The following is a 25,203-nucleotide window of genomic DNA, read 5'->3' as shown; positions in this document are numbered from 1 at the left end:
GCTGACGGTATTGTTTAGGTAAAGGAATAAAAAAATGGCAATAAAGGTGTTAGTGGTTGATGATTCAAGTTTTTTTCGTCGCCGTGTGAGTGAGATTATTAATGCCGATCCTCGATTAACCGTTGTTGGCAATGCCACTAATGGTAAAGAAGCATGTGAGCTGGTGAAAGTGTTACAGCCTGATGTTATTACCATGGATATTGAAATGCCGGTGATGGATGGTATTACTGCGGTACGTGAAATAATGAAAATAGCCCCAACGCCTATTTTGATGTTTTCTTCTTTAACCCAAGATGGTGCACAAGCGACCTTAGATGCACTTGATGCTGGTGCACTCGACTTTTTGCCGAAAAAGTTTGAAGATATTGCCCGTAATCGTGATGAAGCGGTCGATCTATTACAAAAGCGAGTGGCTGAATTAGCCGGAAAACGTTTTTATTTACGACGTCATAATGGTCTATCTGCGCCGATAAAGACGCTATCTACACCTTCTGGGCGTAATATGTCTGCGATGACGGCTGAAGTTCGCCCTGCTGTCACTACAATAAATACTGGACGAACGAGTAGTGAATCCGCACTGGCAGCCAAAATACCATTACGCTTTCGCGCCTCAGGTAAAAAATATCAGTTAGTCGCAATTGGAACCTCAACGGGAGGGCCGGTCGCATTACAAAAAATTCTGACCCAACTACCAGCGAATTTTCCATATCCGATTATTTTAGTGCAGCATATGCCTGCAACATTTACGGCGGCGTTTGCGGCTCGATTAAATAACCTGTGTCGCATTGAAGTAAAAGAAGCGCAAAATGGCGATATACTTCGTGCAGGCGTGGCGTATTTAGCCCCAGGCGGACAGCAGATGATGGTCGATGGACGGGCTGTTGGAGCTCGATTACGCATTATTGATGGTGGCGAACGTATGAATTACAAGCCTTGTGTTGATGTCAGTTTTGGTTCGGCGGCGAAAGTGTTTAATGATCGAGTATTATCGATAGTGCTAACGGGCATGGGGGCAGACGGTCGCGAAGGTGCGCGAATGTTAAAAGCTAATGGCTCAACCGTGTGGGCACAAGATGAAGATAGCTGTGTGGTATATGGTATGCCACAAGCAGTTGCTAAAGCGGGCATTTCTAGTCATGATCTTCCCCTTGACCGCATTGCGGAATATATTTTAATTGAATTGGGTTTGTCGTGAGGAGTTAAAGGTGGTTGTTTGGAGTATTGCAAACCAAAAAGGTGGAGTAGGGAAAACGACCACTACCATAGCATTAGCAGGGTTACTAAGTGAACAAAACCAGCGAGTATTAGTGGTTGATACCGATCCCCATGGATCATTAACAACCTATTTAAATTTTGATGCTGATTATGTACCCGCCAGTTTATTTGATTTATTTCAATTGCCTCAGATTGATTATGATGGCGTAAGAGAATTAATTTTAAGCACCACATTTAGCCATATTGATATTATTCCTGCCCATATGTCATTAGCGACTTTAGATCGCTCTATGGGTAACCGCAGTGGTATGGGATTAGTGTTAAAAAAAGCATTAACCGCTGTTGCCGCAGACTATGACTATGTCTTAATTGATTGCCCACCGATTCTTGGGGTGATGATGGTCAACGCGTTGGCAGCCAGTGATCGGATTTTGATTCCAGTACAAACTGAGTTTTTAGCCATGAAAGGCCTCGAGCGCATGCTACGTACCCTGCAGATTATGCAGCGCTCTAAACCGGGTGGTTTTGATGTCACGATAGTGCCGACCATGTATGACAAGCGTACGCGAGCATCATTGCAAACCCTGCAAGATCTCAAAACCCGTTATCCTGATCAAGTGTGGGCCTCAGCGATTCCAATTGATACTAAATTTAGAGATGCCAGCATTAAACATATGCCGCCATCATTGTATGCCCATAATTGTCGCGGAGTATTTGCTTACAAAACGTTACTTAGTCATTTAACAAGGCTTGCACATAATGAATAATAACCGCTTAACCAGTGAACAAGCATTGGATGATTATTTTGGTGACTTACTGTTAGATGCCGAGCCGGTTAAGAAGCCAGCAACGTTTTGTGAGCCGTCATCGTCACAACAATTACAACAGTTATTAGACCAAGTACCATTAACGGTTGCAACCGAGCCGCAAGTGGTTGTTGTCACTGATGCAGAACCAGAACCAGAACCAGAACCAGAACCAGAATATGCTACCTGGCACCATCATGGTCAGCAGCAGCCATTTCAAGCATTGTTTTTTGAAGTCAATGGCATGATGTTTGCGGTGGCATTAACGGAGTTAGGTTCGATTCATCGATTGGGAGAATTAAACCAGATTGTTGGTCGTCCACATTGGTATTTAGGTTTAGCGCCATTAACTCAATATAATGTCGATGTTGTAGATACAGCACGTTGGGTGATGGCTGATAAGTTAACCCATGATAATTATCGTGCAAATTATCATTACATGGTGATGTTAGGTAATAGTCAGTGGGGGTTAGCGTGCGATATTTTACATGGTACGCAAACATTATTGACGACAGATATTCGTTGGCGTCAGCAAGCAGGTAAGCGCCCGTGGTTAGCGGGAATGGTCAAACAAAAAATGTGTGCACTGATCCATGTTGATGCATTAATTCAAATGTTGAATAAAGGCTTAGATGTTAATAGTGGCGCGAGTTGAGGCATTAAAGAGGAAATAATATGTCCCAAGTAAATATAACGGAAATTCAGAAAGATGGCGTTAATGATCAAGTACTACAGTGGGTTACATTTCAATTAGAAAATGAAACCTATGGTATCAATGTCATGCAAGTGCGTGAAGTATTACGTTATTCCGATATCGCACCGGTACCGGGCGCGCCTGATTACGTGATTGGTATTATTAATTTACGTGGTAATGTTGTTACCGTTATTGATACTCGTGCCCGTTTTGGCTTACAACATGGTCAAATCTCAGACAGTACTCGTATTGTAATTATTGAAACTGAAACCCAAGTGATTGGTATTTTAGTCGATAGTGTTGCTGAAGTGGTGTATTTACGTAGTTCTGAAATTGACAGTACGCCTTGTGTTGGTACAGAAGAAAGCGCCAAGTTTATTCAAGGGGTAAGTAATCGTGATGGACAGCTATTAATTTTGGTTGATTTAAATAAATTGCTGTCGGAAGACGAGTGGGATGAGGTCGCGTATTTGTAATGGATATCATACTTCAACAATGGTTACCGGTGATTATTTCTGCGCTGATTGCGCTAACTGCAGTAGTGCTAATGCGTCGAGAGCGTCAAGCGCGGCTGGCGCTAGAAGTCAAATTTACAGCTATTGAAACAGTATTAAAAAATGCGCGGTTGCAAAATGAAAGCTTAACCAAACAATTTCACGAATTACGCACTGGCAGCATTGGTATGAGTGATAAATTAGTTGATTTGATCGAGCAAATTGACCGAGTTGAAGTACGTCAAAATGAAGTGGCGATGAATGATTCCGGTGGGCGCTTATACAGCCGTGCCAGTAAAATGGCTGAACTTGGTGCTGATGTTGACGAATTAATGAAAGAATGTGACTTACCTAAAGCTGAAGCTGAATTACTGCTGAGTTTACAAAGAAGTATGCCACAGCATTATCGACGTTAATGGCTTTAAACACCCGTTACTATGTGGTGATATCGATATTTTCAAACCCTTCCCATCCCGGAGGGGTTTTGCCGTTTAGGAACCATGAAAAGGCAATTAACTCAGCTATAATTTGATATAACTCTTCAGGAATATGATCGCCTAATTCAAAGCTATTTAGGTACTGTGCCAGCACTGGATCTTGATGGATTAATCCACCTTGCTGCTTTACTTGTTCAATAATATGTTGCGCTAACTGGTCATAACCTTTTGCTGCAATATAAGGGCTTTTATCGCCATCATAACGCAGAGCAATTGCTTGCTGGGGAGAAGTCGGCTTTATTGTCATGGTTATTTTACCCGTGTAATTAGACAGTGATTGATAGCCCAGATGTTGCTGATAGCGTGGGCTGTGGTTGCTCTGTAAGCCGTTTATACTGGGGGGGCGTACTATTAATGCCTAATTGCTGTAAGCGTGAAATTAAATAGGGTGTTAGCCGTTCAATACGTAGTAATAATTGTTGATTCACGCATTCAAAGCGAGTGCTTAATTGTTGTTGGTGCCAACAAGCAATAACATTCACTGTGTCTATTGCACCAATAGGTAAACTCAATTTGACCGTCCAGCGGTTATTGTTATTCTTAATAGTATTTTTTTTATTTTTATGATGATGATTAATTTGTAGCTCAATGGTTTGACCATTGTCTTGCACCCATTGTAAGTGCAGTTGGTGACTATCAGGAGAACGCTGGTTTTCAGGGCCGCGTTGTTCACTTGCAAGGCGAAGTAAAGCGGTAAACTCTTGTTGTTGCTCAGGACTTAATTGGCTTAGCCATTGCTTGAGTGGGCTTGATGGTTGCGATAATTGTAGTAATAACGTTGCTAATGTTTGGTGGCCAGTATTGTGTTGCAGCCAGTGAATTAATTCAGCTTGGTTATTGGGTAATAATAATTGGCTAAACAATTGTTGCAGTGATGATGGCATCGATTGTGGTGATTTAGCTGTACCTAAGTTTAACGGCAGCAATAAATTTGTAACTAATCGTTGCAAGCTATTCATAGATAATAATAATTGCGGCAGCTGAGAGATCAAATTTGATTGATTGTTAGCAGTGATTGGTGATGAGAGTAAATTAGAAGCCTTCGGTATTGTAGTAATTGTTTCAATTGTCGAAAGTTTTTCTATAAATGGTGATGAATTTGGCAATAGTTTAGTTTGCATTTATTTCACAATTACTTACGTTAGTTAACGACTAAGAAGCTGAGCAGTTTAGCCAATTTGTTAGCCATTGTGGTACTATGCGGCTATTTTGTGGCACCTAGGATATAGCATTTTATGTTGTCAGTAGCAAATTTGAGCTGCGTTCGTGATGAGCGCGTCTTATTTGATGAATTAAATTTCACGATTTCAAGCGGTGAATTAGTTCAAATTGAAGGGCCAAACGGCGCGGGTAAAACGACCTTATTAAGAATTATAGCGGGCTTAGGCCATCCAGATAGTGGTGAGGTGCTGTGGTGTAATGAAAATATCACGACAGCACGTGAAGATTATCACCAATCACTGTTATTTTTAGGTCATCAAACAGGCGTAAAGCGCGAGCTTACGGCCTTTGAGAACTTGGCTTTTTTTCAGGCAATGCATACCTGTCAACAAGGCTCCGATCTCAAAGGAACACCCAAAGTAACCGGTGATGATGCATTGTGGCAAGCATTAGCCCATGTTGGTTTAGCTGGACGTGAAGATATTAGCGCAGGACAGCTATCAGCAGGTCAGCAACGTCGAGTTGCTTTGGCTCGTTTATGGTTAAGTAATCACAAATTGTGGGTGCTAGATGAGCCATTAACAGCGATTGATAAGCAAGGTGTAAAGGTGCTTGAAGCGCTATTTTTGGCACATGCTGAGCGTGGAGGAATGGTATTACTGACCACTCACCAAGATATGTTTGTTGATAGTGATCGGTTACGAAAAATTAAGTTAGGGCATACTAACCATGCTTAACACCCTTGTTCAAATTATTCGGCGTGAGTTATTAATCGCTTATCGTCGCCAAGCGGATATTTTTAATCCGCTATGGTTTTTTATTATCGTGATCACGCTGTTCCCATTAGGGATCGGACCTGAGCCTAATTTATTAGCTCGTATTGCTCCGGGTATTATTTGGGTGGCGGCGCTATTAGCGGCGTTATTATCGATGGAGCGTTTGTTCCGTGATGATTACCTTGATGGTTCACTGGAGCAGATGTTGCTGATGCCAGTGCCATTGTCGGTAGCGGCATTTGCTAAAATGGTTGCGCATTGGTTACTCACTGGATTGCCATTGATTTTAATTAGTCCACTATTGGCTATTTTATTGTCGTTGAATTGGCATACATGGATCGCGGTGTTATTAACCTTGCTGATTGGCACACCAACATTAAGTTTTTTAGGTGCCATTGGTATGGCATTAACGGTTGGATTACGAAAAGGTGGCGTTTTATTGAGCTTGCTCATACTGCCTTTGTACATTCCTGTGCTTATATTCGCGACCTCCGCCATTGAGGCGGCAAGTTTAGGCATGGCCTATGATGGTCAATTAGCCATTTTAGGAGCAATGCTAGTTGGGTCATTGACTCTGGCACCGTTTGCTGTGGCTGCATCACTAAGGATCAGTGTTAATTAGCCGATGAATTTTTTCTTTAACGCTTACCTTGTTAAATGGCGAAGTGGTAAAGAAAGTGAGAGTAACAACGTTACTCTCAGTGACGTATTTACTATCTATTATAAGTTGAGAGCATTATGTGGAAGTGGTTACATCCCTACGCTAAAGCAGAAAACACCTATCGATTATGCGGTAAGTTGTTGCCTTGGTTTTCTATTATCGGATTGATATCCATTTTAGTGGGATCTGTATGGGGACTATTATTTGTTCCTGCTGATTACCAACAAGGCGATAGCTTTAGAATCATTTATATTCATGTGCCATCAGCAATCTGGTCGATGAGTATTTATGTGACTATGGCTATTTCTTCTTTTATTGGCCTTGTGTGGCAGATTCGTATGTCAGATATGGCAGCGGCTGCGATGGCACCTATCGGCGCAGTATTTACCTTTATTGCCCTTATTACAGGAGCTATTTGGGGTAAACCTATGTGGGGCGCTTGGTGGGTTTGGGATGCTCGCTTAACCTCTGAGTTGATTCTATTATTCTTATATCTTGGTGTGATTGCTTTGTATAACGCGTTTGATGATCACAAAACAGCGGCTAAAGCAGCCGGTATTTTGTCAATCGTTGGCGTGATTAATATTCCTATCATCCACTACTCAGTGGAATGGTGGAATACCCTTCACCAAGGTGCAACAATTTCTAAATTTGGCAAGCCATCGATGTCTAGCGATATGTTATGGCCGCTGTTAGTGATGCTACTTGGTTTTGGTTGTTTCTTTGCTGCTGTTACTTTGGTGCGGTTACGTAATGAAATTCTATCACGCGAGAGTCACCGCCCTTGGGTGCAGAAGTTGGTGAAGTGAGATGGTTATGTATTTTGATTCTATAAAAGATTTTTTTGCGATGGGTGGGTATGCAGGTTACGTTTGGAGTGCCTATGCTATTTCTTTTCTATCGATGTTATGGATTTTATTTTCAAGCTTAGCAACGAAACGCCGTTTGTTACGAGAAATTAAAAATAAAATGGCGCGTGAACAACGCATTAAAGAAGCAAAAACATTGGAGAACACACTATGACCCCAAGACGTCAAAAACGTTTAGTAATTGTATTGGCGTTAGTGCTTGGACTCGGTGCAACGGTTGGTTTAATACTGTATGCGTTAAACCAAAATATGAACCTGTTTTATACGCCTTCAGAGTTAATTAATGGTAAAGCCGATAGTGGTGCTAAGCCTGAAGTCGGTCAACGGTTACGTATTGGTGGCATGGTGGTAAAAGGATCGGTTAAGCGTGATCCTAAATCGTTACGAATTAGCTTTAAAGTGGCAGATGTTGGTCCATCAGTTACTGTTATTTACGATGGTATTTTGCCGGATCTATTCCGTGAAGGACAAGGTATTGTGGCACAGGGTGTATTAATTAATCCGACGACAGTTAAAGCTAGTGAAGTGCTTGCAAAGCATGATGAAAAATATATGCCGCCAGAAGTGGCAGATGCAATGAAGATAAACCATAAACGACTTCAGTACACTGAAGAACAACTACAAGGTAAGTGATCAATGATCCCTGAATTAGGCCAATTCGCACTTATAGCCGCACTTGCGCTATCGGTGCTGGCCAGTATTTACCCATTGTATGGTGCCACTGTTGGTAACCAAGCAATGATGCGTATGGCACGTCCGCTGTCTTACGGAGTATTCGGCATGCTTGCATTGTCGTTTGGTATTTTGAGCTGGTCGTTCTATAGCAATGATTTTACGGTAGCGTATGTTGCCAGTAACTCAACCAGTTTACTGCCATGGTATTACCGTTTAACTGCAGTATGGGGCGGCCATGAAGGTTCATTGATGCTATGGGTACTTATTCAAGCTGGTTGGGCAGCAGCTGTTGCTCGATTTAGCCGTGGTATGCCTCTAGAAGCTGTGGCGCGTGTACTTTCTGTGATGGGCATGGTAGCAGTGGGTTTCTTACTGTTTATTATCGTTACGTCCAATCCATTTTTACGCACATTGCCAGATTTTCCGGTACAAGGCCGTGATCTAAACCCATTATTGCAAGATCCGGGTTTGATTGTGCATCCACCAATGTTGTACATGGGTTATGTTGGTTTCTCGGTTGCATTCTCATTTGCTATTGCATCATTAATGACTGGTCGTTTGGATACGGCTTGGGCACGTTGGTCGCGTCCTTGGACAATTGCAGCATGGTCATTTCTAACCTTAGGTATCGCACTAGGCTCATGGTGGGCTTACTACGAACTTGGCTGGGGCGGCTGGTGGTTCTGGGATCCAGTTGAAAACGCATCACTAATGCCATGGCTTGCGGGTACGGCATTAATGCACTCACTGTCAGTGACTGAAAAACGCGGTACTTTTAAAGCGTGGACTGTATTACTGGCAATTTCTGCATTCTCATTAAGTTTATTAGGTACGTTCTTAGTACGTTCTGGTGTATTGGTTTCTGTGCACGCATTTGCATCAGATCCATCGCGCGGTATGTTTATTCTTGGCTTCTTAGTGGTAGTTATTGGTGGTTCATTACTGCTGTATGCACTACGTGGTGGTCAAATTCGTTCTCGCGGTAACTACGCGTTGTTCTCGCGTGAGAACTTTTTGCTAGCAAACAACTTGCTATTAGTGGCTGCATTGTTAGTGGTACTGATTGGTACGCTATTACCGTTAGTGCATAAACAATTAGGCTTGGGCTCGGTATCGATTGGCGAACCGTTCTTTAATACTCTGTTTACGTGGTTAATGGTGCCATTCTCATTCTTAATGGGTGTGGGTCCACTAGTACGTTGGAAGCGTGATAATTTTGCTTCAATTGCAAAACCAATGTTATGGAGTGCGCTATTTACAGTGCCATTCTCATTCTTGGCAATTTACTTAACAGCAAGCGTTGTTGAGCCATTAGCCGTTGTTGGTGTAATGATGGCAGTGTGGATCATTGTGCTTCACCTTGTTGAAATCTACCGTCGTGCAACGCATCGTCATCCCTTCCTTGAAGGTTTAGGTAAGTTAGGGCGTAGCCATTGGGCAATGATGCTAGGTCATCTAGGTTTAGCTGTAGCAATTATTGGTATGACATTAGTATCGAACTACGGTATTGAACGTGATTTACGTTTATCACCAGGGCAATCAGTGAACGTTAAAGGTTATGACTTCCACTTTGCTGGTTTACGCGATGCAGATGGTCCGAACTATGATGGCTACGTCGCTGACTTTGAAATTAGTCGTCGTGGTATCGATATTACTACTCTGCATGCTGAAAAGCGTTTCTATACTGTTGCTGGTTCAATGATGACTGAGGCGGCAATTGATAGCGGCTTTACGCGTGATCTTTATGTTGCAATGGGTGAGCGTTTAGGTAATAACGGCGCGTGGGCGGTACGTATTTACTACAAACCATTTGTTAATTGGATGTGGATGGGTGCGTTCTTAATGGCACTTGGTGGTGCTTTCTCTATCAGTGATAAGCGTTATCGGTTCCGTAAGCCTGCTAATATTGCCGCGAATGACAAAAAATCAGAGGCGAAGCTAACTAATGAATAAGAAGCTATTATTTATTCCTTTAGTGCTGTTTTTAGGGTTAGTTGTGATGTTTATGGTCCAACTAACTCGTAACGCAGCGGGTGACGATCCGACAAAACTTGAATCAGTATTGGTGGGTAAACCTGTGCCAGCATTTAAGTTAGAAGATTTGTTTGAGCCAGGTAAGGAATACCAGCAAACGATTTTTAAAGGTCAACCACTGTTGCTGAATGTATGGGCAACGTGGTGTCCAACCTGTCAAGCTGAACACCAATATCTTAATACGCTTGCAGATCAAGGCGTGAAGATCATTGGTCTAAATTATAAAGATCAGCGACCTAAAGCGATTCGATGGCTTAAAGAGCTGGGTAATCCTTATATGATCTCCTTGTTTGATGGCAATGGCATGTTAGGGATGGATCTTGGCGTTTATGGCGCACCAGAAACATTCTTAATTGACGCTAACGGCATTATTCGTTATCGCCATGTGGGTGATGTTAATCCAGAAAACTGGAACAAAACCCTTAAGCCTTTGTATGAAAAAATGCTAGCGGAAGCGAAAGCAAACAATACCAAAGCGGAGGTTAAAGCATAATGAAACGTTTTTTTGCTTTAATATTTGCACTTGGACTGACGTTTTCGATGGTGGCGCCTGCATTAGCGGCCATTGATGTGTACGATTTTAAAAATCCAGCACAAGAAAAACAGTTTCAAGAACTTACAGAGACTTTACGTTGTCCTAAATGTCAAAATAACAGCATCGCCGATTCTAATGCGACGTTAGCAGAAGATATGCGCATGAAAACGTATGAGCTGTTAAAAGAAGGCAAAACTAATCAGCAAGTCATTGATTATATGATTGCACGTTACGGTAATTTCGTAACTTATGATCCGGCAGTGACAGCATCAACCATTATTTTGTGGGCGGGCCCAATTGGGTTTATTGTGATTGGTTTTGCAGTCTTGGTTTATCGTTCACGCAAAAAAAGTGAGCTAACTAAAGATCAGCCACTTGATGATGCTGAATCGGAACGTTTGCAGGGGTTGTTAGCTGAAATGGCGCAGCAAGATACTGAAACAACCAATAACACAAAGGTAACTAAATGACCCTGTTTTGGATTTTAACCGCTGTTTTGGTTTTAATTGCTATCGCTATCTTTGTGATTCCGATGTATTTCGGTAAAGAGTATGACGATGAAGCTAGCCGAGATGAGCTCAATAAAGCCTTCTTTAAAGATCGTATTCATGAACTTGAAGAAGAATCGCAAGAAGGTTTAGTCGATAACCAACAAGAAATGGTGACCGATTTACAACAAACATTACTGGATGACTTGCCTGTTACTGAAAAGAAACAAGCAGCATATGTTAGCCCAGCAATGGTTGTACCTGGCCTGATCTTGATTGTTGGTATTTGTTACGGTGTTTATGGCGCCGTTGGTAGCAGTGCTAAAGTTGAAGCATGGCATCAAGCTGTGAATCGCTTACCAGAGCTAACCCAACGTTTAATGGGCGATAATGCGTCTAATGAACCGCTATCAGACCAAGATATGTCAGATCTTACTTTGGCATTAAGAACGAAATTGCACAAAGATGGTGATGATCCAATGGGATGGTTACTGTTAGGCCGTATTGCTATTGCTAACCGCGATGGTGCCACGGCTGAAATGGCAATGAAACGTGCTTATGATCTGAACCCGGTTGATACTGATATTCGCTTAGGTTATGCACAAACATTAATGCTAAGTGGTAAGCCTGGCCAAAGTGAACTTGCTCGTCAGCTATTACGTCAAGTAATCAAGAGTGATCATAGTAACGTTCAAGCATTATCATTATTAGCATTTGATGCGTTTGAGCAGAAAAACTACCAGCAAGCCGTTGATTATTGGACAATGATGAAAACTCTTATCGGTCCTAATGATTCACGTACGCCAATGCTGACTCGCAGTATTGAACGTGCGAAAATGCGTATTGCAGATGGCGATAGTTCAAAGGTTGCACCCGATCCAACTGCAATTGATGAAACAACGACACAATCTGAAACGCAAAATGCCGATACAGATAAGCAAGTAACTGCTACTATAGCGCTAGGTAAAGACGTTGTGTTGCCAAAGCAAGGTAATATTATTATTTCGGTGCATGATGCAGATGGTTCGCCAATGCCAATTGCAGCGGTAAAATTACCGTTGTCGACTAAGTTTCCATTAACGATTACGTTAACAGATAAAGACAGCATGATTCCACAGCGTCAGCTATCATCATTATCAGAGATGATCATTCGAGCGCGTGTGGATAGCGATGGTAACGTGATGACCAAACAAGGTGATTGGTACGGTCAAAGTAGCAAAACTCCTTTGGGTGGAGAAACAGCGTTTGTCATTAATAAGCAATATTAACTAATTAATTGCTAAAATGAATAAAGCAGGCTGAATATCAACGTTCAGCCTGTTTTTTATTAGGTGTATGTTTTGAATAAAAAGCTATTACTGATAATTTTTTTCAGCCTTGGTATGGTTGGCTGTGCACAGTCACCCGATAAAACCACTGACCAAACAGTTTCAACCAATGTAACTGATCATATTGACGGTGATAATGCGTCTACAACGGCAGTGTATGACCCGTTTGAAGGGTTTAACCGTGCGATGTGGAACTTTAATTTTAATTATGTAGATCCGTATGTTGCGCGTCCAGTATCACTTGCTTATGTGAACTATACGCCTTCATTTGCACGTACTGGTATTACTAACTTCTTATCAAATCTTGATGAGCCAGCAGGGATGGTGAATAGCCTGTTAACACTGCATGGCAAAGATGCGCTAACTCATTTTAACCGCTTTTGGATTAATACTATTTTTGGTTTAGCGGGTCTTATCGATATTGCATCAGCAGCTGATATTACTAAAGTTCAAGATCGTGATTTTGGCGATACACTAGGTTATTACGGTGTCGGTAATGGGCCATATTTAATGCTGCCTGTATATGGACCAATTACGTTCCGTGGTTTTACAGATTCGGTTGATGGTTTGTATTTCCCATTGAATTTACTTAATTTCTGGGAAGGTTTAGGTAAGTGGGTCTTTGAAGGTATGGAAGATCGTGCCGCCTTAGTGAAGCAAGAGTCGATGCTTAACAACTCACCCGATCCTTATCTATTTACTCGTGATGCGTATATTCAGTATAAGAACTTCACCGCTAGTGACGGTAAAGTGAGTGAGCAAACGACAGGTGATACATTTGATGATAGTTATTTAGATGAAATTGATAGTGATTAATTTTATTGATTAACTATGCGCTATAAAAAGACCGCCATAATAGGCGGTCTTTTTGTGTGGCTACTAGCGGATCAGATTAGAAACGGTAACTTGCCTGAACACCCGCTAGCCAAATGTGGCCCGAGGTTTGACCGTCAAACTTACCTAATACTGGCATGCCTTTTTCTTGCTCCAGCATGTGGGCTTTTTTAGCAAAAATATAAGTAAAACCAGCATCTAAAGTTAGGTTCTCAGACCATGCGTAGCCTGCACCAACACTTAACCACGTACGATCAGTTTCAGGAATGGTTTGCGTACGGTTAGCTTCATCAACCGCTGAAGTGTCATAGGCAATACCAGAACGTAAAACTAGCTTATTGGTCGCTTGATAAGTGGTACCGATAGCAAAGCGGTAGTTATCCTTCCAATTTTCAGGTTTGATATCTACAGAACCACCAAGTTGTGGAATATTAGCCTCGAGTTTTTCAAACGCACTCCAATCAGTCCAGTTAACACTGGCGTGCACAGCCCACTGATCATTTAATTGGTGGAAGCTTGCGATTTCAGCTGATGCGGGTAACTCAATTGGTAATGAGCCTGCATATTGTGTTTTAGGTAGTTTGTGTTGAGCTAATGATTTTAAATCAAAACCAAGACCATTAGCGTGGCCTTCAAGGTTAAGTTTAACCGCCGATTGGTAACTAATACCGATGCGGTTATTGGCATCTATTTGCCATGCTGCACCAGCTTGCCAGCCCCAAGCATTATCTTCACCTTCCATGTATTTTAGATGCTGACCTTTATTGAGCATATTCGGTATAGTAATTGGGCTTGCTGCACCAAAATGACCACTTGCCATCACATAACGTACACCGGCACCGACGCTGAATTGATCGTTAATTTTGTAACCAAGGTTAGGGTTGATTTCAACGGTATGTACATCCGCTTGATTACCAAACATCGATGCTTTGAAATCAGTACCGAGATCGGTACGCATGCCAAAGTGAGTACCAACGGCTAAACCTATGGTGGCTTTATCGGTTAATGGACGAGAGAAATAAAAATTAGGAATAACCGCACTGTTAGCAAAGTCACTTGAGCTAGTTTTACCAAGAATTGAGTGTGAACCCTCAATATCAATATTAGGATCAACATAAATTGCACCAGCAGAAACTTGAATGCCTTCTAAATACGTTAGCATCGCAGGGTTACGGAATTGGGCGCTAGCATTATCAGCCATTGCTGCTTCACCCGCAAAAGCACGACCTAGACCTGTTGCTGAATATTCAGCTAATTGAAAACCTGCGGCAGAAGCTTGGCTGCTGATACCGACAGTGGCGGTAATAGCTAAGGCTAGAGTGATTTTATTTTTATGCATGGTATAAAAAACTTATTGTTGATCGAAATAATAAGCTAAATGATACCCGCAGCAATAAAGTGCGTTAAAAATTATCTTATAAAAGCGAGTCATTAAGTACTTTATGCTTTAATTGTTTAATATTGTGGTTTTTTATCGGGTGTTGTTTGTACGATAAGTGATGGATATTTAAATTTGAGCGTACACATGTACGAAAAAGAAAGTAAATAAATCTGTTATCACTATGACTGATTGCTATTTTTTATGCGAATTTTTAGGGTATTAGCATGTAAAAATATATTGATTGATGTTTTTTCGATATAAAAAAAGAAGCCACAGCGGCTTCTTTTTTATAATCAGTAATCAGTGTACGCTCAAATTAGAATGAACGGCTGTACTGTAGACCATATAACCAAGCATTAGCACGAGTGGTTGCAGCAACTGATGTACTCACGCCAGGTAGTAATGGCTGAGTTTCATTTACCTTAACATCTTCACCGATTAAGTAGGTTAGACCGAAATCAATAGTTGATTTGCTGTCAAGGTGGTAGCTAAAGCCGCCTGATAACCAGTTACGATCAGAATCAGGTACTGAAATTGATGTTAGCTTACCTTGAGCACTGGTGTCATGCATGTAACCCGCACGTAAGGTCCAATCGTTGTTGAGGTAATAAGTACCACCAACAGAATAGTGCCAGCTATCTTGCCATTGGTAAGCCTTAGTAAAAGAGTCACCCGTTGTGGCTAAGTTATCAAACTCACTCCAACGGATCCATTGCACACTGTAATGCACTGCAAATTTATCGTTAAGCTTGTTAAAGCCAGAAAACTCAACCATATCAGGTAATGGCATAATGAGTTTTTCATTACTTAGGTTATCGCCCTTATAATCAATATCGCCTTTTGCTTTTAGTGTTGGGCTATAACGGTAAGATAAACCAAAACGGTTATTTTGATTGTATTCATAAATAGCGCCAAGGTTGTAACCTAATGCAATCCCATCAGCATCGATATTCAGTGCTTGTGCATTACCACGTTGTAGTTTACCGCTACCATGAATAATGTCTAAACCACCACCAACGCTAAAATGTTGGTTGATACGGTAAGCAGCACTTAAGCCTAAATTCACGCTTTTAACGTCAGTTAAACCACCGAAAAGATCGGCTTTATAACCTTCTTTAAACTCAGTTTTAGTACCAAAGTTTGAATACAGCGAAGCACCTACAGAAAATTTATCGTTAATTGGTTGAATATAGTAGATGTTTGGTGCATAGCTAGTGCCACCAATAGATGCGTCAGCAATCGCCGTTGATGGCAATGTGTGGTTACCAATAGTCATTGCAGTTTCAGTGTTTTTAACATGCACATCAGTATTGATCGCAATTACACCTAACGATAATGCTGGGGCATCAAACAGTGCCATTGACGCTGGGTTTTTAGCCATGGTTGAGGCGTTATCTGCAATAACACCATCACCTGAGAATGCGCGACCTAATCCGGTAGCTGATTGAGCATTTAGCTGAAAGCCTGCCGCCATTGTTTGTGACGATGCAACAGCGATAGCAACAGTAATAACTGAACGCGTGAATATCTGCTTCTTATTCATTTATGATTCCTGATCATGTATTTATATTTATTATTCCAGTCTATATATGACTGATTGGCGACGATTGTAGGGGGGGAAAGGGCACCATCAAAGCTGACCAGTCCTTTAGGCAGTAAAAAATACGTTATAGCGAACTTTTGAGTTCATTTGGTATCATTTTACGCTGATTTATTGCAGTTTTCGTTACAGTTGACACTATAAATCGCAGCTAAAAATCGATACTTAATTACCAATATCGAATTTTTAGCTGGATATCGAAGGGACTTATGGGGCTAGATTTGCCAATAGAGTTCAGATTTGAGTTTTTCGGCGATTGGCATCAGCTTTTCACCTTTGTCACCAACCACAATTAAGCTAGCATCTTGCAGGGGTAATAATAAACTTTGATTAGTACTGTCGCTATCTGTCGCCATTTGTGTACTTGTTTGCGGCACGATAAAGACCGTCATTTTTCCTTTATCAGTACCAACAACCATATGTAAAGCACGGTTGCCATCAAAACCACAATAATTTAGATAATAAATATGACCAGGTAGTTGATTCATACTAGTACCAAAAGGTTTCAATTTAGCATTAACTTGCTGCAAGGTAACCGCTTCATCGGTTTGGTTCACAAATTGCGCTTCAGCGTTGACGTGTTGCAAAGCGATACTAGACATTGATGCCGGAGTATAAACATGTTGTGTAGGCGATACCGACGAAAAAGGCTGTTGTTGTCCTACCATAACCCCAACCATAAACATCACCGACGCTGCCAATCCGTAAGAAATATAGCGCTTATAATGAGATTGTTTTGGTGGCTGTGCCTGACTGGATTGATGAAATAGAATCCTATCAGCAAGATTCGTTGGTATCTCAACATTCAAAGCTTGTTTTAATTGTTGATCTAGCTGCTGCAATTCATTTGAGAAATGACGATTGGCAGTAGACTGATTTTTGGTTTTAATCAGCTCAGGATCATTATCATTAGGATCTGCCAGTAAGCGGCGACGAAATTCTAGATCATCCATTATGATTCCCTCGTTGAGTCGGTTTTTTTTCAAGTTGTTCTTTTAATTGATTACGAGCACGAAATAGCCGTGTCATTACCGTATTGCGATTAAGATTTAGAATCCCTGCGATTTCATCACCGTTAAATCCAGCCATCACTTGTAGAATCAGCGGCTCTCGATATTCAGGTGTCAGTTTCATGATTAATCGTTGTAATAAATATTGTTCGGTATCCATTTCAACGCTGGGATTGGTGTCTGCAATATGATGATCATCAATATCGACTAAATCAAATTGTTTACGTTCAAATCGACGGGCATTCTCTCGTCGTAGAATCGTGATAAGCCATGCTTTGGCAGCGTTATCATCTTGTAAGTTATCAAGTGATTTCCAGGCGCGCAGACATGTTTCTTGCACTAAATCTTCGGCAATATGAGAATCGTGGCATAGCCAATAAGCGTAGCGATATAAGTCTTGATGCCAAGCCCTAACAAGCGCTTCGTAGCGTTTTTGTTTGTTCATATTTAAACAGACCGAGGCAGAAGACTTTTTGTTTCTAAAAATATTTTTTATCATTGATGTGCCTGTTTAGCGTTATTGCATCAATAAACGATGCCACCTGATAACTTTTGAGTAATGTCAGTGGTTTTTTGGGGTCTAGGTTCTATAAACCGCACTAAAATTGATCTGGTTCAAATTCTGTTTTTAACGGTAGGTTATAGTTGTCGCGTCATCTGATGGTTGAAATTATGTTTAGGTCGTATGACTTAATAATAGTTAACACCGTCTGTTGAGCAAGATGACAACTTCCTTTTGAAGGCTGACTTTACTTTCTCCTATCAGGATTTTCCTGATTTGCAATTGGCTTTATGTTAATTGATTATTTTATTACGTTGATTTGATTATTTTCGGCGTGAATTCTAACCATACCTACGGGTGTGGTTTTTTTTTGCCTACACATTGAGTCGCTATTATTCCCTAGCAATCAACCCTTTTGATTACCAATCCCATATGGATATAGCATTGAATGTTTTTATACTACAACTGCTGTTAATGTCGATATCTTTTACTTAAAAAAACCAACTAATCAGCAAATTTAAACAAATGTTTTATTTTTATAACTTTGTAGTTACAATTGTGTGGTCTGACCTTGATTTAGAGGTTAATTATAATTGTGACAAGGAGTTGCGATGTCGGGTCTTCAAAATATCACTACACGTAACGGTGAACGTATTGCTATTGTTAGTGGATTACGGACACCATTCGCACGGCAATCAACAGTCTTTGAACGTTTATCCGCACTTGATTTAGGCAAAATCGCCGTTAATGAAATGCTGCAAGTTGCTGATTTTGATCCGCAGTTAATTGAACAAGTTGTATTTGGTCAGGTTGTACAAACACCTGAAGCACCGAATATTGCCCGTGAAATTGTGCTCGGTACAGGTATGAACGTTCATACTGATGCTTATAGTGTAACCCGTGCTTGTGCTACCAGTTTTCAGGCTGCAGTTAATGTCACTGAAAGTATCATGGCAGGTACGATTGATATTGGTATCGCAGGTGGTGCAGATTCAACCTCGTTGTTACCGATTGGCGTTAGCAAAAAAATGGCAGCGACGCTGTTGGCATTAAGTAAAGCTAAAACCATGCCGGCTCGATTGAAGTTAATCAGTGCATTAGGTGTTAAGGATTTAATGCCCGTTCCTCCTGCTGTTGCCGAATATTCAACCGGCTTAAGCATGGGGCAAACCGCAGAACAAATGGCCAAAAGTCATGCTATCAGTCGTGAAGAACAAGATGCTTTTGCCCATCGTTCACATATGTTAGCAGCGCAAGCATGGCGTGATGGCTTACTTGCCAATGAAGTCATGACCGCGTTTCCAGCCCCTTACCAACAATGGCTTACTCAAGATAATAACGTTCGTCAAGACTCCACATTGGCAGCATACGCAACACTGAATCCGGCTTTTGATCGCTTGTATGGCAGTGTAACTGCTGCAAATTCGACCCCATTGACCGATGGTGCTGCGGCAATATTGCTCATGCGTGAAGGGCGAGCTAAAGCATTAGGCCTAACCCCGCTTGGTTACATTCGTTCTTATGCTTTTGCTGCGATTGATGTTGTTGAAGATATGCTAATGGGACCTGCTTATGCGAGCCCGCTGGCACTTGAACGGGCAGGATTAACTCTGAGTGATTTAACTTTAATTGATATGCATGAAGCGTTTGCAGCGCAAACCTTAGCCAACGTTAAAATGTTTGGTTCTAAACGCTTTGCGAAGCAAAAATTAGGTCGAAATCATGCGATTGGTGACATTGATATGGATAAGTTCAATGTGCTTGGTGGCTCGATTGCTTATGGGCATCCATTTGCGGCAACTGGCGCAAGAATGATCACTCAAACACTGCATGAATTAAAGCGTCGTGGTGGTGGTTTTGCATTAAATACCGCTTGTGCAGCTGGTGGTCTTGGTGCAGCAATGATTTTGGAGGCAGAATAATGACCCAATCCGCATTTAGTTTATCGTTTGGTGAAAATGGCATTGGCTGGCTTAAAATTGATGTTGCCAATGAAAAAATGAATACACTGCAAGCCGCTTTTGGCGATCAAATCAGTGCGGTGTTAACACAATTAAGTACTCACACAGATCTTAAAGGGTTAGTCGTGTATTCCGGCAAAGCCGACAATTTCATTGCAGGTGCTGATATTAAAATGTTGGCTAACTGCGAAACTGCCGCCGAAGCCGAAGCTTTAGCTATTAAGGGCCAACAGCTGTTTTCTGCATTAGAAGATTTACCGATTCACGTTGTGGCAGCTATTCACGGACCGTGTTTAGGCGGCGGATTAGAGCTTGCTTTAGCATGTCATAGCCGTATTTGTAGCGATGATGCGATTACCCGTCTTGGTTTGCCAGAGGTGCAATTAGGCTTATTGCCAGGTTCTGGTGGTACTCAACGTTTACCGCGCCTGATTGGTGTCGCACATAGTTTAGAGTTGATCCTAACCGGTAAACAACTTCGCGCTAAACAAGCCTTGAAAAAAGGTTTGGTTGATCAAATGGTTCCGCAAAGTATTTTATTATACGCCGCGGAGCAAGTAGCGTTAACGCCAAAACCGATACGTTCCCATTCATTTCAAGATTGGGCTATGGCGGGTAATGCTTTTGGTCGCAGTGTAGTGTTTGAGCAAGCAACTAAAAAAGCCCAACAAAAAGCGCGCGGTTGTTATCCTGCCATTGATGCGATTTTAGATACGGTAAAATACGGTTTAGAAAAAGGTATTGAGCAAGGGTTAGAGCAAGAAGCCAAGGTCTTTGGTGAGTTAGTGATGACCGCTGAATCACGTGCATTACGGAATATCTTTTTTGCGACTACCGCAATGAAAAAAGAACCGGGCGCGACAGCTAAACCCAACCCAATTCATCGCATAGCGGTACTTGGTGGCGGCTTAATGGGCGGAGGTATTGCGCATGTATCAGCAATTAAAGCTGGCTATGCGGTGCGAATTAAAGATATTAATAATGACGGTATTCAACATGCATTAGCATACAACTACGCTATTTTAAATAAGCAACGTCAGCGGAGAATTATAAGTAAGCCACAATTACAACAGCAAATGTTACGTATTACAGGTGGTACGGATTATCGTGGCGTGAAGCATGCTGACGTGGTGATTGAAGCAGTGTTTGAAGATATTGCACTTAAACAGCAGATGGTTGCAGAAATCGAAGCCAATACTTCAGAAACAACCATTTTTGCGACTAATACATCGTCGATTCCGATTCATAAAATTGCTGAAAAGGCACAACGTCCTGAAAATGTTATTGGTTTACATTATTTCAGCCCGGTAGAAAAAATGCCGTTAGTTGAAGTTATTCCTCATGCAACAACGTCAGATTCAACGATTGCTACCGTGGTTGCATTAGCCAAAAAACAAGGCAAAACGCCGATTGTAGTCGCAGATAAAGCCGGTTTTTATGTTAACCGTATTCTTGCGCCTTATATGAATGAAGCCGCGCAGCTATTATTGGCTGGTGAGCCGATTGAGCATATTGATAACGCGTTACTTAACTTTGGTTTTCCTGTCGGACCCATAACCTTGCTTGATGAAGTTGGGGTCGATATCGGTGCCAAAATTAGTCCAATTTTAGCAGCTGAGCTAGGCGAACGTTTTGCTACACCAGCAATGTTTGAATGGTTACAGCAAGATGGCCGTAAGGGACGTAAAAGTGGTAAAGGCTTCTATTTGTATAATACCAAAAACAAAGAAGTCGATAAGTCGGTGTATACCTTATTAGGGGTTGAGCCGCAGCAACAATTAACCGAAGTTGATATTGCCGTTCGTTGTACTTTAATGATGTTGAATGAAGCTGCACGCTGTTTAAATGAAGGGGTGATCAAATCAGCGCGAGATGGGGATATTGGCGCGATATTTGGTATCGGTTTTCCTCCATTTCTTGGCGGGCCATTTAGTTATATGGATCATTTAGGTATCGATTTAGTGGTCGATATGATGCGCGAATACAGTGATCTTTATGGTGAGCGTTTTGCTCCTTGTGATTATTTGGTAGAGATGGCGCAAGCTCAGCAACGGTTTTATTAAGCCGTTATAATCAACATTAACCATTAAGCCTGCTTTGATGCAGGCTTTTTGTTGAGTGTCGTTTGGCTGTCATGGAGAATGTTAAAAGGTACAGCGAATTAAACGAAAGCGAGACTCAAATAGCTTACCGCGACAGAAACGATAGCTTACCGCAGCGACAACGAGGGCAATAAAGGTGTTAACGTGGCCCACAGTGATCAGCAGTAATGAGACTAATGCAATAAAGCAAAAGGCATAAAAAAAGATATCAATTTGGCTATGAGATAACGTAGCGGCGCAATGAGGACAAACAAAGTTATCTTCGTATGCATTTAGCTTGGGTGCATCTATTTCAATTTGGCAGTGCGGACATCGTTGAGTCACGGCGATCCTCTTCTAATCAATTTAATGCTATTTGCAATTAATGCCGTATGTTTCTGCAATAATGGCAATATATTTATAATGATTATTATGCTTATGAGGACAGTTACTTAGCTACTGAAATGTTATGAAAGTGTTTTTTATCATAATAAAACTACTTAAATGTTAGCTGTTAAAATAAAACCCCATTTATTCAATATAAATAGGGTTTTTTATTTAGTAAGCGTTTTTCTGGAAATCCTCTATAGATTCAATCGGTTGACCTATTGTTAGTGGCTCAGAACCTTGATGTGTTTTACCGGTGTAATACATGACCAACCGATTAGCAGTACGTGGCTTAACGGTATCGACAATGAATTTAATCATATCGGCGCGGCTTAATTTTTTAAGTTGCTCAATCACTAATTGGCGTTGATTAAAGTGTTCATCTTTATTACCAATGCTGACCCAGAATCGCTGTGCTCGCGCTCGAAGGTTAGTATCAGGCTCTGATATTTGTGCAATTAATCCTGTTTTACTGGCTTGCCATTGGGCTTCATTAAGCTCTAAAAGCACCAATGCAAAGGCATTAGTAAAGTCATCAATAGCATCAGATAAATAACTTGGTTCAGCGACGGGTGATTGAATATATAAGATCAATCCAGGATGGCGATTTAACGGTAAATTGCCGGTTCCTACCATATAACCGAGTTGTTGTTTAGTGCGTAATTCATGGAAAAACGTGGTCGACATTAAATGGTTTGCGAGGGTATAAATCGCAATTTTCTTTGGTGTTGTTTGGCGTGATTGGTAATACATTAAGATGGCCGAATCTTCATGATTACAATCTAACTCATAGGTTAATGTGCCACTGTTTTCTATATGTACTAGCGGTCGTTGTGATTCACCATAAAGTTGGTCGGTGACACGAAATGCATCTTTGAGGGTTTCAGCTAGCGCCAATGCATCTTTTTTGATCCAGTTACCATACACGAAGGTGTCAATATGCAGCTCTGCAAACATCGCTTCAACAAACGGCGGTAGTTGATCGATAGTAATGGTTTCTAGGGCTGCAATTAAATGCGGATAAGGCGGATTATTGGGCTGTAATAAACCAGTTAATTGATTAAACAGCTGTGAAATAGGTTTATCTTCTGCTGCATTGCGCCAATTACGTAACATCTGTGCTTTGATATTATCAAACCGCTGTTGCGTAAAATTACGCTGCTTAAAACGCTCTAAAATCAATTGCATCAATTGTGGCTGTTTTTCACTAAACCCTGAAAGTTGTAGCGTTACACCGCCTTGATGGGCATAAAGATTGTAAGACATACCTGCAATTTCAGCAGGATAAGCTGATTCATTGATCGCTTCTAATAGTAACTCAACACATAAGCGTGTTTTGACAATATTGGTGGTTGAACTGACGGCATGCGGGCTATCAATCGCAACATAAACAATGCCTTTGGGCACGCGAAAATCATGTTCTTGTTTATGCCACAGCCTAAACCCTGGCAGATCTTGAATTAATTGTGGTGGTAAGTCTGATCCAGCCTCAAGCGCTAAAGGCTCAAATTTTTCGCATAAATAAATATTAGGCTCAGGCAATAATAACTCTGGATCAAGGCTAATATTGGTCCACATTTCCACTTGCTGTGGCGTAAAGGGCGTTACTGAGTAAGGGGTATCATACCAAGCGGCGACACGGTCGTAATGACCCCCTTGTGCGACTAAGGTTAACCGCATATTACTGACGCTAAAGTAGGCTAATAATTGCTCAAGTAATTGTTGATCGTAGCCTTCCATCATATAGTCGCCATAGATAATATCTTCGGCGTTGTAATGCAGCAGGTTCATAACTAAATAACTAACGGTATCAAGTGGACGGCTTTTCTCTTGATAACGAAATGCCATCTCTAGTACTGATTTCTTTTCTTGATAACGCCAACTATTTAACCCTTGTTGCTTTATGAGCGCAATAAAGGCAAATACACACTGCACGATTTCATCGGTATGTTGCTGGCCTTTAGGGGTTAAATTTAAACCAATGGTAAATTCACGGAAATTATTACCGCTCACGCCACCGCCAGCGGTTAGGGTATTGATCAAGCCGCGTTGTTTCAAAATCGCCATTAAGCTACCGCTACCTTCATTACCCAATAAGTGGGCAAGATAGGATAACGGCTTGATTTGATAGTGTTCGTCAACCGAAGGCAGTGCAAACGATAATGTTAACTTACGCAACTCTTTAATAGGTTCAATTTGAATGAACTTCTGACACTCGTTTTCAGTAACAAATGGCACGTCAATTGCTAATTTTTTAGTGGTAGCATTAGGAATTTTACTAAAGAACTCTTGAGTGTAGCGTTCTAGCTCATCTAGCGATTGTGGGCCTAACAGCACCAGTCCCATCACATCAGCTGAATAGTGTTGATGATAAAAAGCTAATAAATCGTCACGTACTGATTGGCCATTGCGGTCATCAAGAGTGGTAAGATCACCAACCGAGAACTTGGCAAAAGGGTGGGCTTGATTGATGGTTTCTTTTTGAACTTGATATAAACGACGCACGTCGTCTTTTATTTTTAATTTGTATTCAGAGTCAACAGCTTGACGTTCTTTGTCGACCGCATCTTCATTAAATAATGGCGCGGTAAAAAATTGGCCGAAACGATCTAAGCCCTCTTCAAAACCATGAGGACTTATTTCAAAGAAAAAGGTGGTGTTTTCAGTGCCAGTCCACGCATTATTACTGCCACCATTACGGTTGATGAAGGTTTGGAATTCACCGACACGTGGGTATTTTTCAGTGCCAAGAAAGAGCATATGCTCAAGAAAATGCGCCATGCCTTGACGGTCGATGGGATCATCAAAATGGCCAATCTCGACAGACAATGCAGCTGCAGAGCGAGGCGCTTCAGCATCATGAACGAGCAGTACTCGAAGTTCGTTCGCTAAAGTGAGGTAGCGATACTGCTTATGATCGTTAGGGCTAGTATGCACAGGAAGAGCCTATTTTAGAGGGATTTAGAGTAAGTATGACGCTCAATATTAAGGCTGGCAAATTGAAGATGCGATTAGATGACATCTAGGTCGCATTTTTGTTAACAAAATGATGAATTAGTCATTACTTAATCAATTAAGCCGTTAAATAGTAGGCTTAGCCACAGAATTAAAACTCTATGGTTATGCCAATAATCAAACCATGTAATAATGATCGACCCACTCCAACAAACTCCAGAGTGGCTATGGCGATTGTTTAACTGAGGTTATCGGAATA

25 protein-coding genes are annotated in these 25,203 nt (G+C 41.3%); 17 read left to right on the top strand and 8 right to left on the bottom strand.

The genetic code is table 11. The annotated features are described in order from the left end of the window. Positions 1 to 34: 34 nt before the first annotated feature. From PMAL9190_RS04410 to PMAL9190_RS04390, 5 genes are read left to right on the top strand one after another with little or no spacing between them, the layout of a single operon-like run. Entirely contained in the window at positions 35 to 1,195 is a 1,161-nt protein-coding gene (locus PMAL9190_RS04410) for a protein-glutamate methylesterase/protein-glutamine glutaminase (RefSeq protein WP_065177279.1), read from the top strand. A gap of 10 nt (positions 1,196 to 1,205) precedes the next feature. Beyond that, positions 1,206 to 1,982: a ParA family protein gene (locus tag PMAL9190_RS04405; protein WP_087844078.1), complete on the top strand. Its 777-nt coding sequence runs from the start codon at positions 1,206 to 1,208 to the stop codon at positions 1,980 to 1,982. Then, positions 1,975 to 2,676, top strand: a complete 702-nt coding sequence (locus PMAL9190_RS20515) for a chemotaxis protein CheW (protein WP_087844077.1) — start codon at positions 1,975 to 1,977, stop codon at positions 2,674 to 2,676. The genes PMAL9190_RS04405 and PMAL9190_RS20515 overlap by 8 nt, the downstream gene beginning before the upstream one ends. Before the next feature lie 20 nt (positions 2,677 to 2,696). After that, a complete protein-coding gene (locus tag PMAL9190_RS04395) occupies positions 2,697 to 3,191 on the top strand; it encodes a chemotaxis protein CheW (protein WP_087844076.1) in 495 nt (164 codons plus the stop codon). After that, entirely contained in the window at positions 3,191 to 3,625 is a 435-nt protein-coding gene (locus PMAL9190_RS04390) for a DUF2802 domain-containing protein (RefSeq protein WP_087844075.1), read from the top strand. The genes PMAL9190_RS04395 and PMAL9190_RS04390 overlap by 1 nt, the downstream gene beginning before the upstream one ends. Before the next feature lie 19 nt (positions 3,626 to 3,644). On the opposite strand, the gene PMAL9190_RS04385 is transcribed toward PMAL9190_RS04390, so the two are convergent. Next, a complete protein-coding gene (locus PMAL9190_RS04385) occupies positions 3,645 to 3,953 on the bottom strand; it encodes an EscU/YscU/HrcU family type III secretion system export apparatus switch protein (RefSeq protein ID WP_087844074.1) in 309 nt (102 codons plus the stop codon). A gap of 19 nt (positions 3,954 to 3,972) precedes the next feature. After that, positions 3,973 to 4,827 (bottom strand): hypothetical protein, encoded by an 855-nt coding sequence (locus PMAL9190_RS04380; protein WP_087844073.1) that lies wholly within the window; start codon positions 4,825 to 4,827, stop codon positions 3,973 to 3,975. 114 nt (positions 4,828 to 4,941) lie between these two features. Between PMAL9190_RS04380 and ccmA the strand changes: the two genes are divergently transcribed. From ccmA to PMAL9190_RS04330, 10 genes are all read left to right on the top strand, one after another. Then, positions 4,942 to 5,604 carry a cytochrome c biogenesis heme-transporting ATPase CcmA gene (gene ccmA / locus PMAL9190_RS04375; RefSeq protein ID WP_065166442.1) on the top strand — a complete coding sequence of 221 codons (663 nt, stop codon included), beginning with the start codon at positions 4,942 to 4,944 and terminating at the stop codon, positions 5,602 to 5,604. Next, a complete protein-coding gene (gene ccmB, locus PMAL9190_RS04370; RefSeq protein ID WP_087844072.1) occupies positions 5,597 to 6,265 on the top strand; it encodes a heme exporter protein CcmB in 669 nt (222 codons plus the stop codon). The genes ccmA and ccmB overlap by 8 nt, the downstream gene beginning before the upstream one ends. Before the next feature lie 116 nt (positions 6,266 to 6,381). Further along, positions 6,382 to 7,113 (top strand): heme ABC transporter permease, encoded by a 732-nt coding sequence (locus PMAL9190_RS04365; protein ID WP_065166440.1) that lies wholly within the window; start codon positions 6,382 to 6,384, stop codon positions 7,111 to 7,113. Between the two features lie 7 nt (positions 7,114 to 7,120). Further along, positions 7,121 to 7,327, top strand: coding sequence for a heme exporter protein CcmD (gene ccmD / locus PMAL9190_RS04360; RefSeq protein WP_087844218.1), 207 nt, complete (start codon positions 7,121 to 7,123; stop codon positions 7,325 to 7,327). Then, the gene (gene ccmE, locus PMAL9190_RS04355) at positions 7,324 to 7,806 is read left to right on the top strand and encodes a cytochrome c maturation protein CcmE (RefSeq protein ID WP_087844071.1); all 483 of its coding nucleotides are present in this window, start codon (positions 7,324 to 7,326) and stop codon (positions 7,804 to 7,806) included. Before ccmD ends, ccmE begins: the two co-directional genes overlap by 4 nt. A gap of 3 nt (positions 7,807 to 7,809) precedes the next feature. Further along, complete coding sequence (locus PMAL9190_RS04350) at positions 7,810 to 9,801, top strand: heme lyase CcmF/NrfE family subunit (protein WP_087844070.1); 1,992 nt, start codon at positions 7,810 to 7,812, stop codon at positions 9,799 to 9,801. Continuing rightward, positions 9,794 to 10,375, top strand: coding sequence for a DsbE family thiol:disulfide interchange protein (locus PMAL9190_RS04345; protein WP_060997052.1), 582 nt, complete (start codon positions 9,794 to 9,796; stop codon positions 10,373 to 10,375). The genes PMAL9190_RS04350 and PMAL9190_RS04345 overlap by 8 nt, the downstream gene beginning before the upstream one ends. Further along, the gene (locus PMAL9190_RS04340; protein WP_087844069.1) at positions 10,375 to 10,887 is read left to right on the top strand and encodes a cytochrome c-type biogenesis protein; all 513 of its coding nucleotides are present in this window, start codon (positions 10,375 to 10,377) and stop codon (positions 10,885 to 10,887) included. Before PMAL9190_RS04345 ends, PMAL9190_RS04340 begins: the two co-directional genes overlap by 1 nt. Next, positions 10,884 to 12,173: a c-type cytochrome biogenesis protein CcmI gene (ccmI, locus tag PMAL9190_RS04335; RefSeq protein WP_087844068.1), complete on the top strand. Its 1,290-nt coding sequence runs from the start codon at positions 10,884 to 10,886 to the stop codon at positions 12,171 to 12,173. The genes PMAL9190_RS04340 and ccmI overlap by 4 nt, the downstream gene beginning before the upstream one ends. A gap of 72 nt (positions 12,174 to 12,245) precedes the next feature. Next, a complete protein-coding gene (locus PMAL9190_RS04330; RefSeq protein ID WP_200813361.1) occupies positions 12,246 to 13,049 on the top strand; it encodes an MlaA family lipoprotein in 804 nt (267 codons plus the stop codon). 76 nt (positions 13,050 to 13,125) lie between these two features. On the opposite strand, the gene PMAL9190_RS04325 is transcribed toward PMAL9190_RS04330, so the two are convergent. The 4 genes from PMAL9190_RS04325 to PMAL9190_RS04310 form a co-directional block, all read right to left on the bottom strand. Then, positions 13,126 to 14,406, bottom strand: coding sequence for an outer membrane protein transport protein (locus PMAL9190_RS04325; protein WP_087844067.1), 1,281 nt, complete (start codon positions 14,404 to 14,406; stop codon positions 13,126 to 13,128). 358 nt (positions 14,407 to 14,764) lie between these two features. Next, positions 14,765 to 15,991 carry an outer membrane protein transport protein gene (locus PMAL9190_RS04320; protein ID WP_087844066.1) on the bottom strand — a complete coding sequence of 409 codons (1,227 nt, stop codon included), beginning with the start codon at positions 15,989 to 15,991 and terminating at the stop codon, positions 14,765 to 14,767. 272 nt (positions 15,992 to 16,263) lie between these two features. Beyond that, positions 16,264 to 17,001: a DUF3379 family protein gene (locus tag PMAL9190_RS04315; RefSeq protein ID WP_087844065.1), complete on the bottom strand. Its 738-nt coding sequence runs from the start codon at positions 16,999 to 17,001 to the stop codon at positions 16,264 to 16,266. Continuing rightward, entirely contained in the window at positions 16,994 to 17,557 is a 564-nt protein-coding gene (locus PMAL9190_RS04310; RefSeq protein ID WP_087844064.1) for a sigma-70 family RNA polymerase sigma factor, read from the bottom strand. Before PMAL9190_RS04310 ends, PMAL9190_RS04315 begins: the two co-directional genes overlap by 8 nt. 614 nt (positions 17,558 to 18,171) lie before the next feature. Here PMAL9190_RS04310 and fadI point away from each other — a divergent pair. Beyond that, positions 18,172 to 19,482 carry an acetyl-CoA C-acyltransferase FadI gene (fadI, locus tag PMAL9190_RS04305; RefSeq protein WP_087844063.1) on the top strand — a complete coding sequence of 437 codons (1,311 nt, stop codon included), beginning with the start codon at positions 18,172 to 18,174 and terminating at the stop codon, positions 19,480 to 19,482. Beyond that, positions 19,482 to 21,584 carry a fatty acid oxidation complex subunit alpha FadJ gene (gene fadJ, locus PMAL9190_RS04300; protein WP_087844062.1) on the top strand — a complete coding sequence of 701 codons (2,103 nt, stop codon included), beginning with the start codon at positions 19,482 to 19,484 and terminating at the stop codon, positions 21,582 to 21,584. The genes fadI and fadJ overlap by 1 nt, the downstream gene beginning before the upstream one ends. A gap of 81 nt (positions 21,585 to 21,665) precedes the next feature. On the opposite strand, the gene PMAL9190_RS04295 is transcribed toward fadJ, so the two are convergent. Continuing rightward, on the bottom strand, positions 21,666 to 21,947 hold the full coding sequence (locus PMAL9190_RS04295) for a hypothetical protein (protein WP_087844061.1): 282 nt from the start codon (positions 21,945 to 21,947) through the stop codon (positions 21,666 to 21,668). A 213-nt stretch (positions 21,948 to 22,160) separates the two neighbouring features. Then, positions 22,161 to 24,926 (bottom strand): insulinase family protein, encoded by a 2,766-nt coding sequence (locus PMAL9190_RS04290; protein ID WP_087844060.1) that lies wholly within the window; start codon positions 24,924 to 24,926, stop codon positions 22,161 to 22,163. Between the last annotated feature and the right edge of the window lie 277 nt (positions 24,927 to 25,203).

Origin of the sequence: Photobacterium malacitanum (genome assembly GCF_900185615.1) — a bacterium.
Taxonomy (GTDB): Bacteria; Pseudomonadota; Gammaproteobacteria; order Enterobacterales; family Vibrionaceae; genus Photobacterium; species Photobacterium malacitanum.
This window is presented reverse-complemented; position numbering and strand designations above follow the sequence as displayed.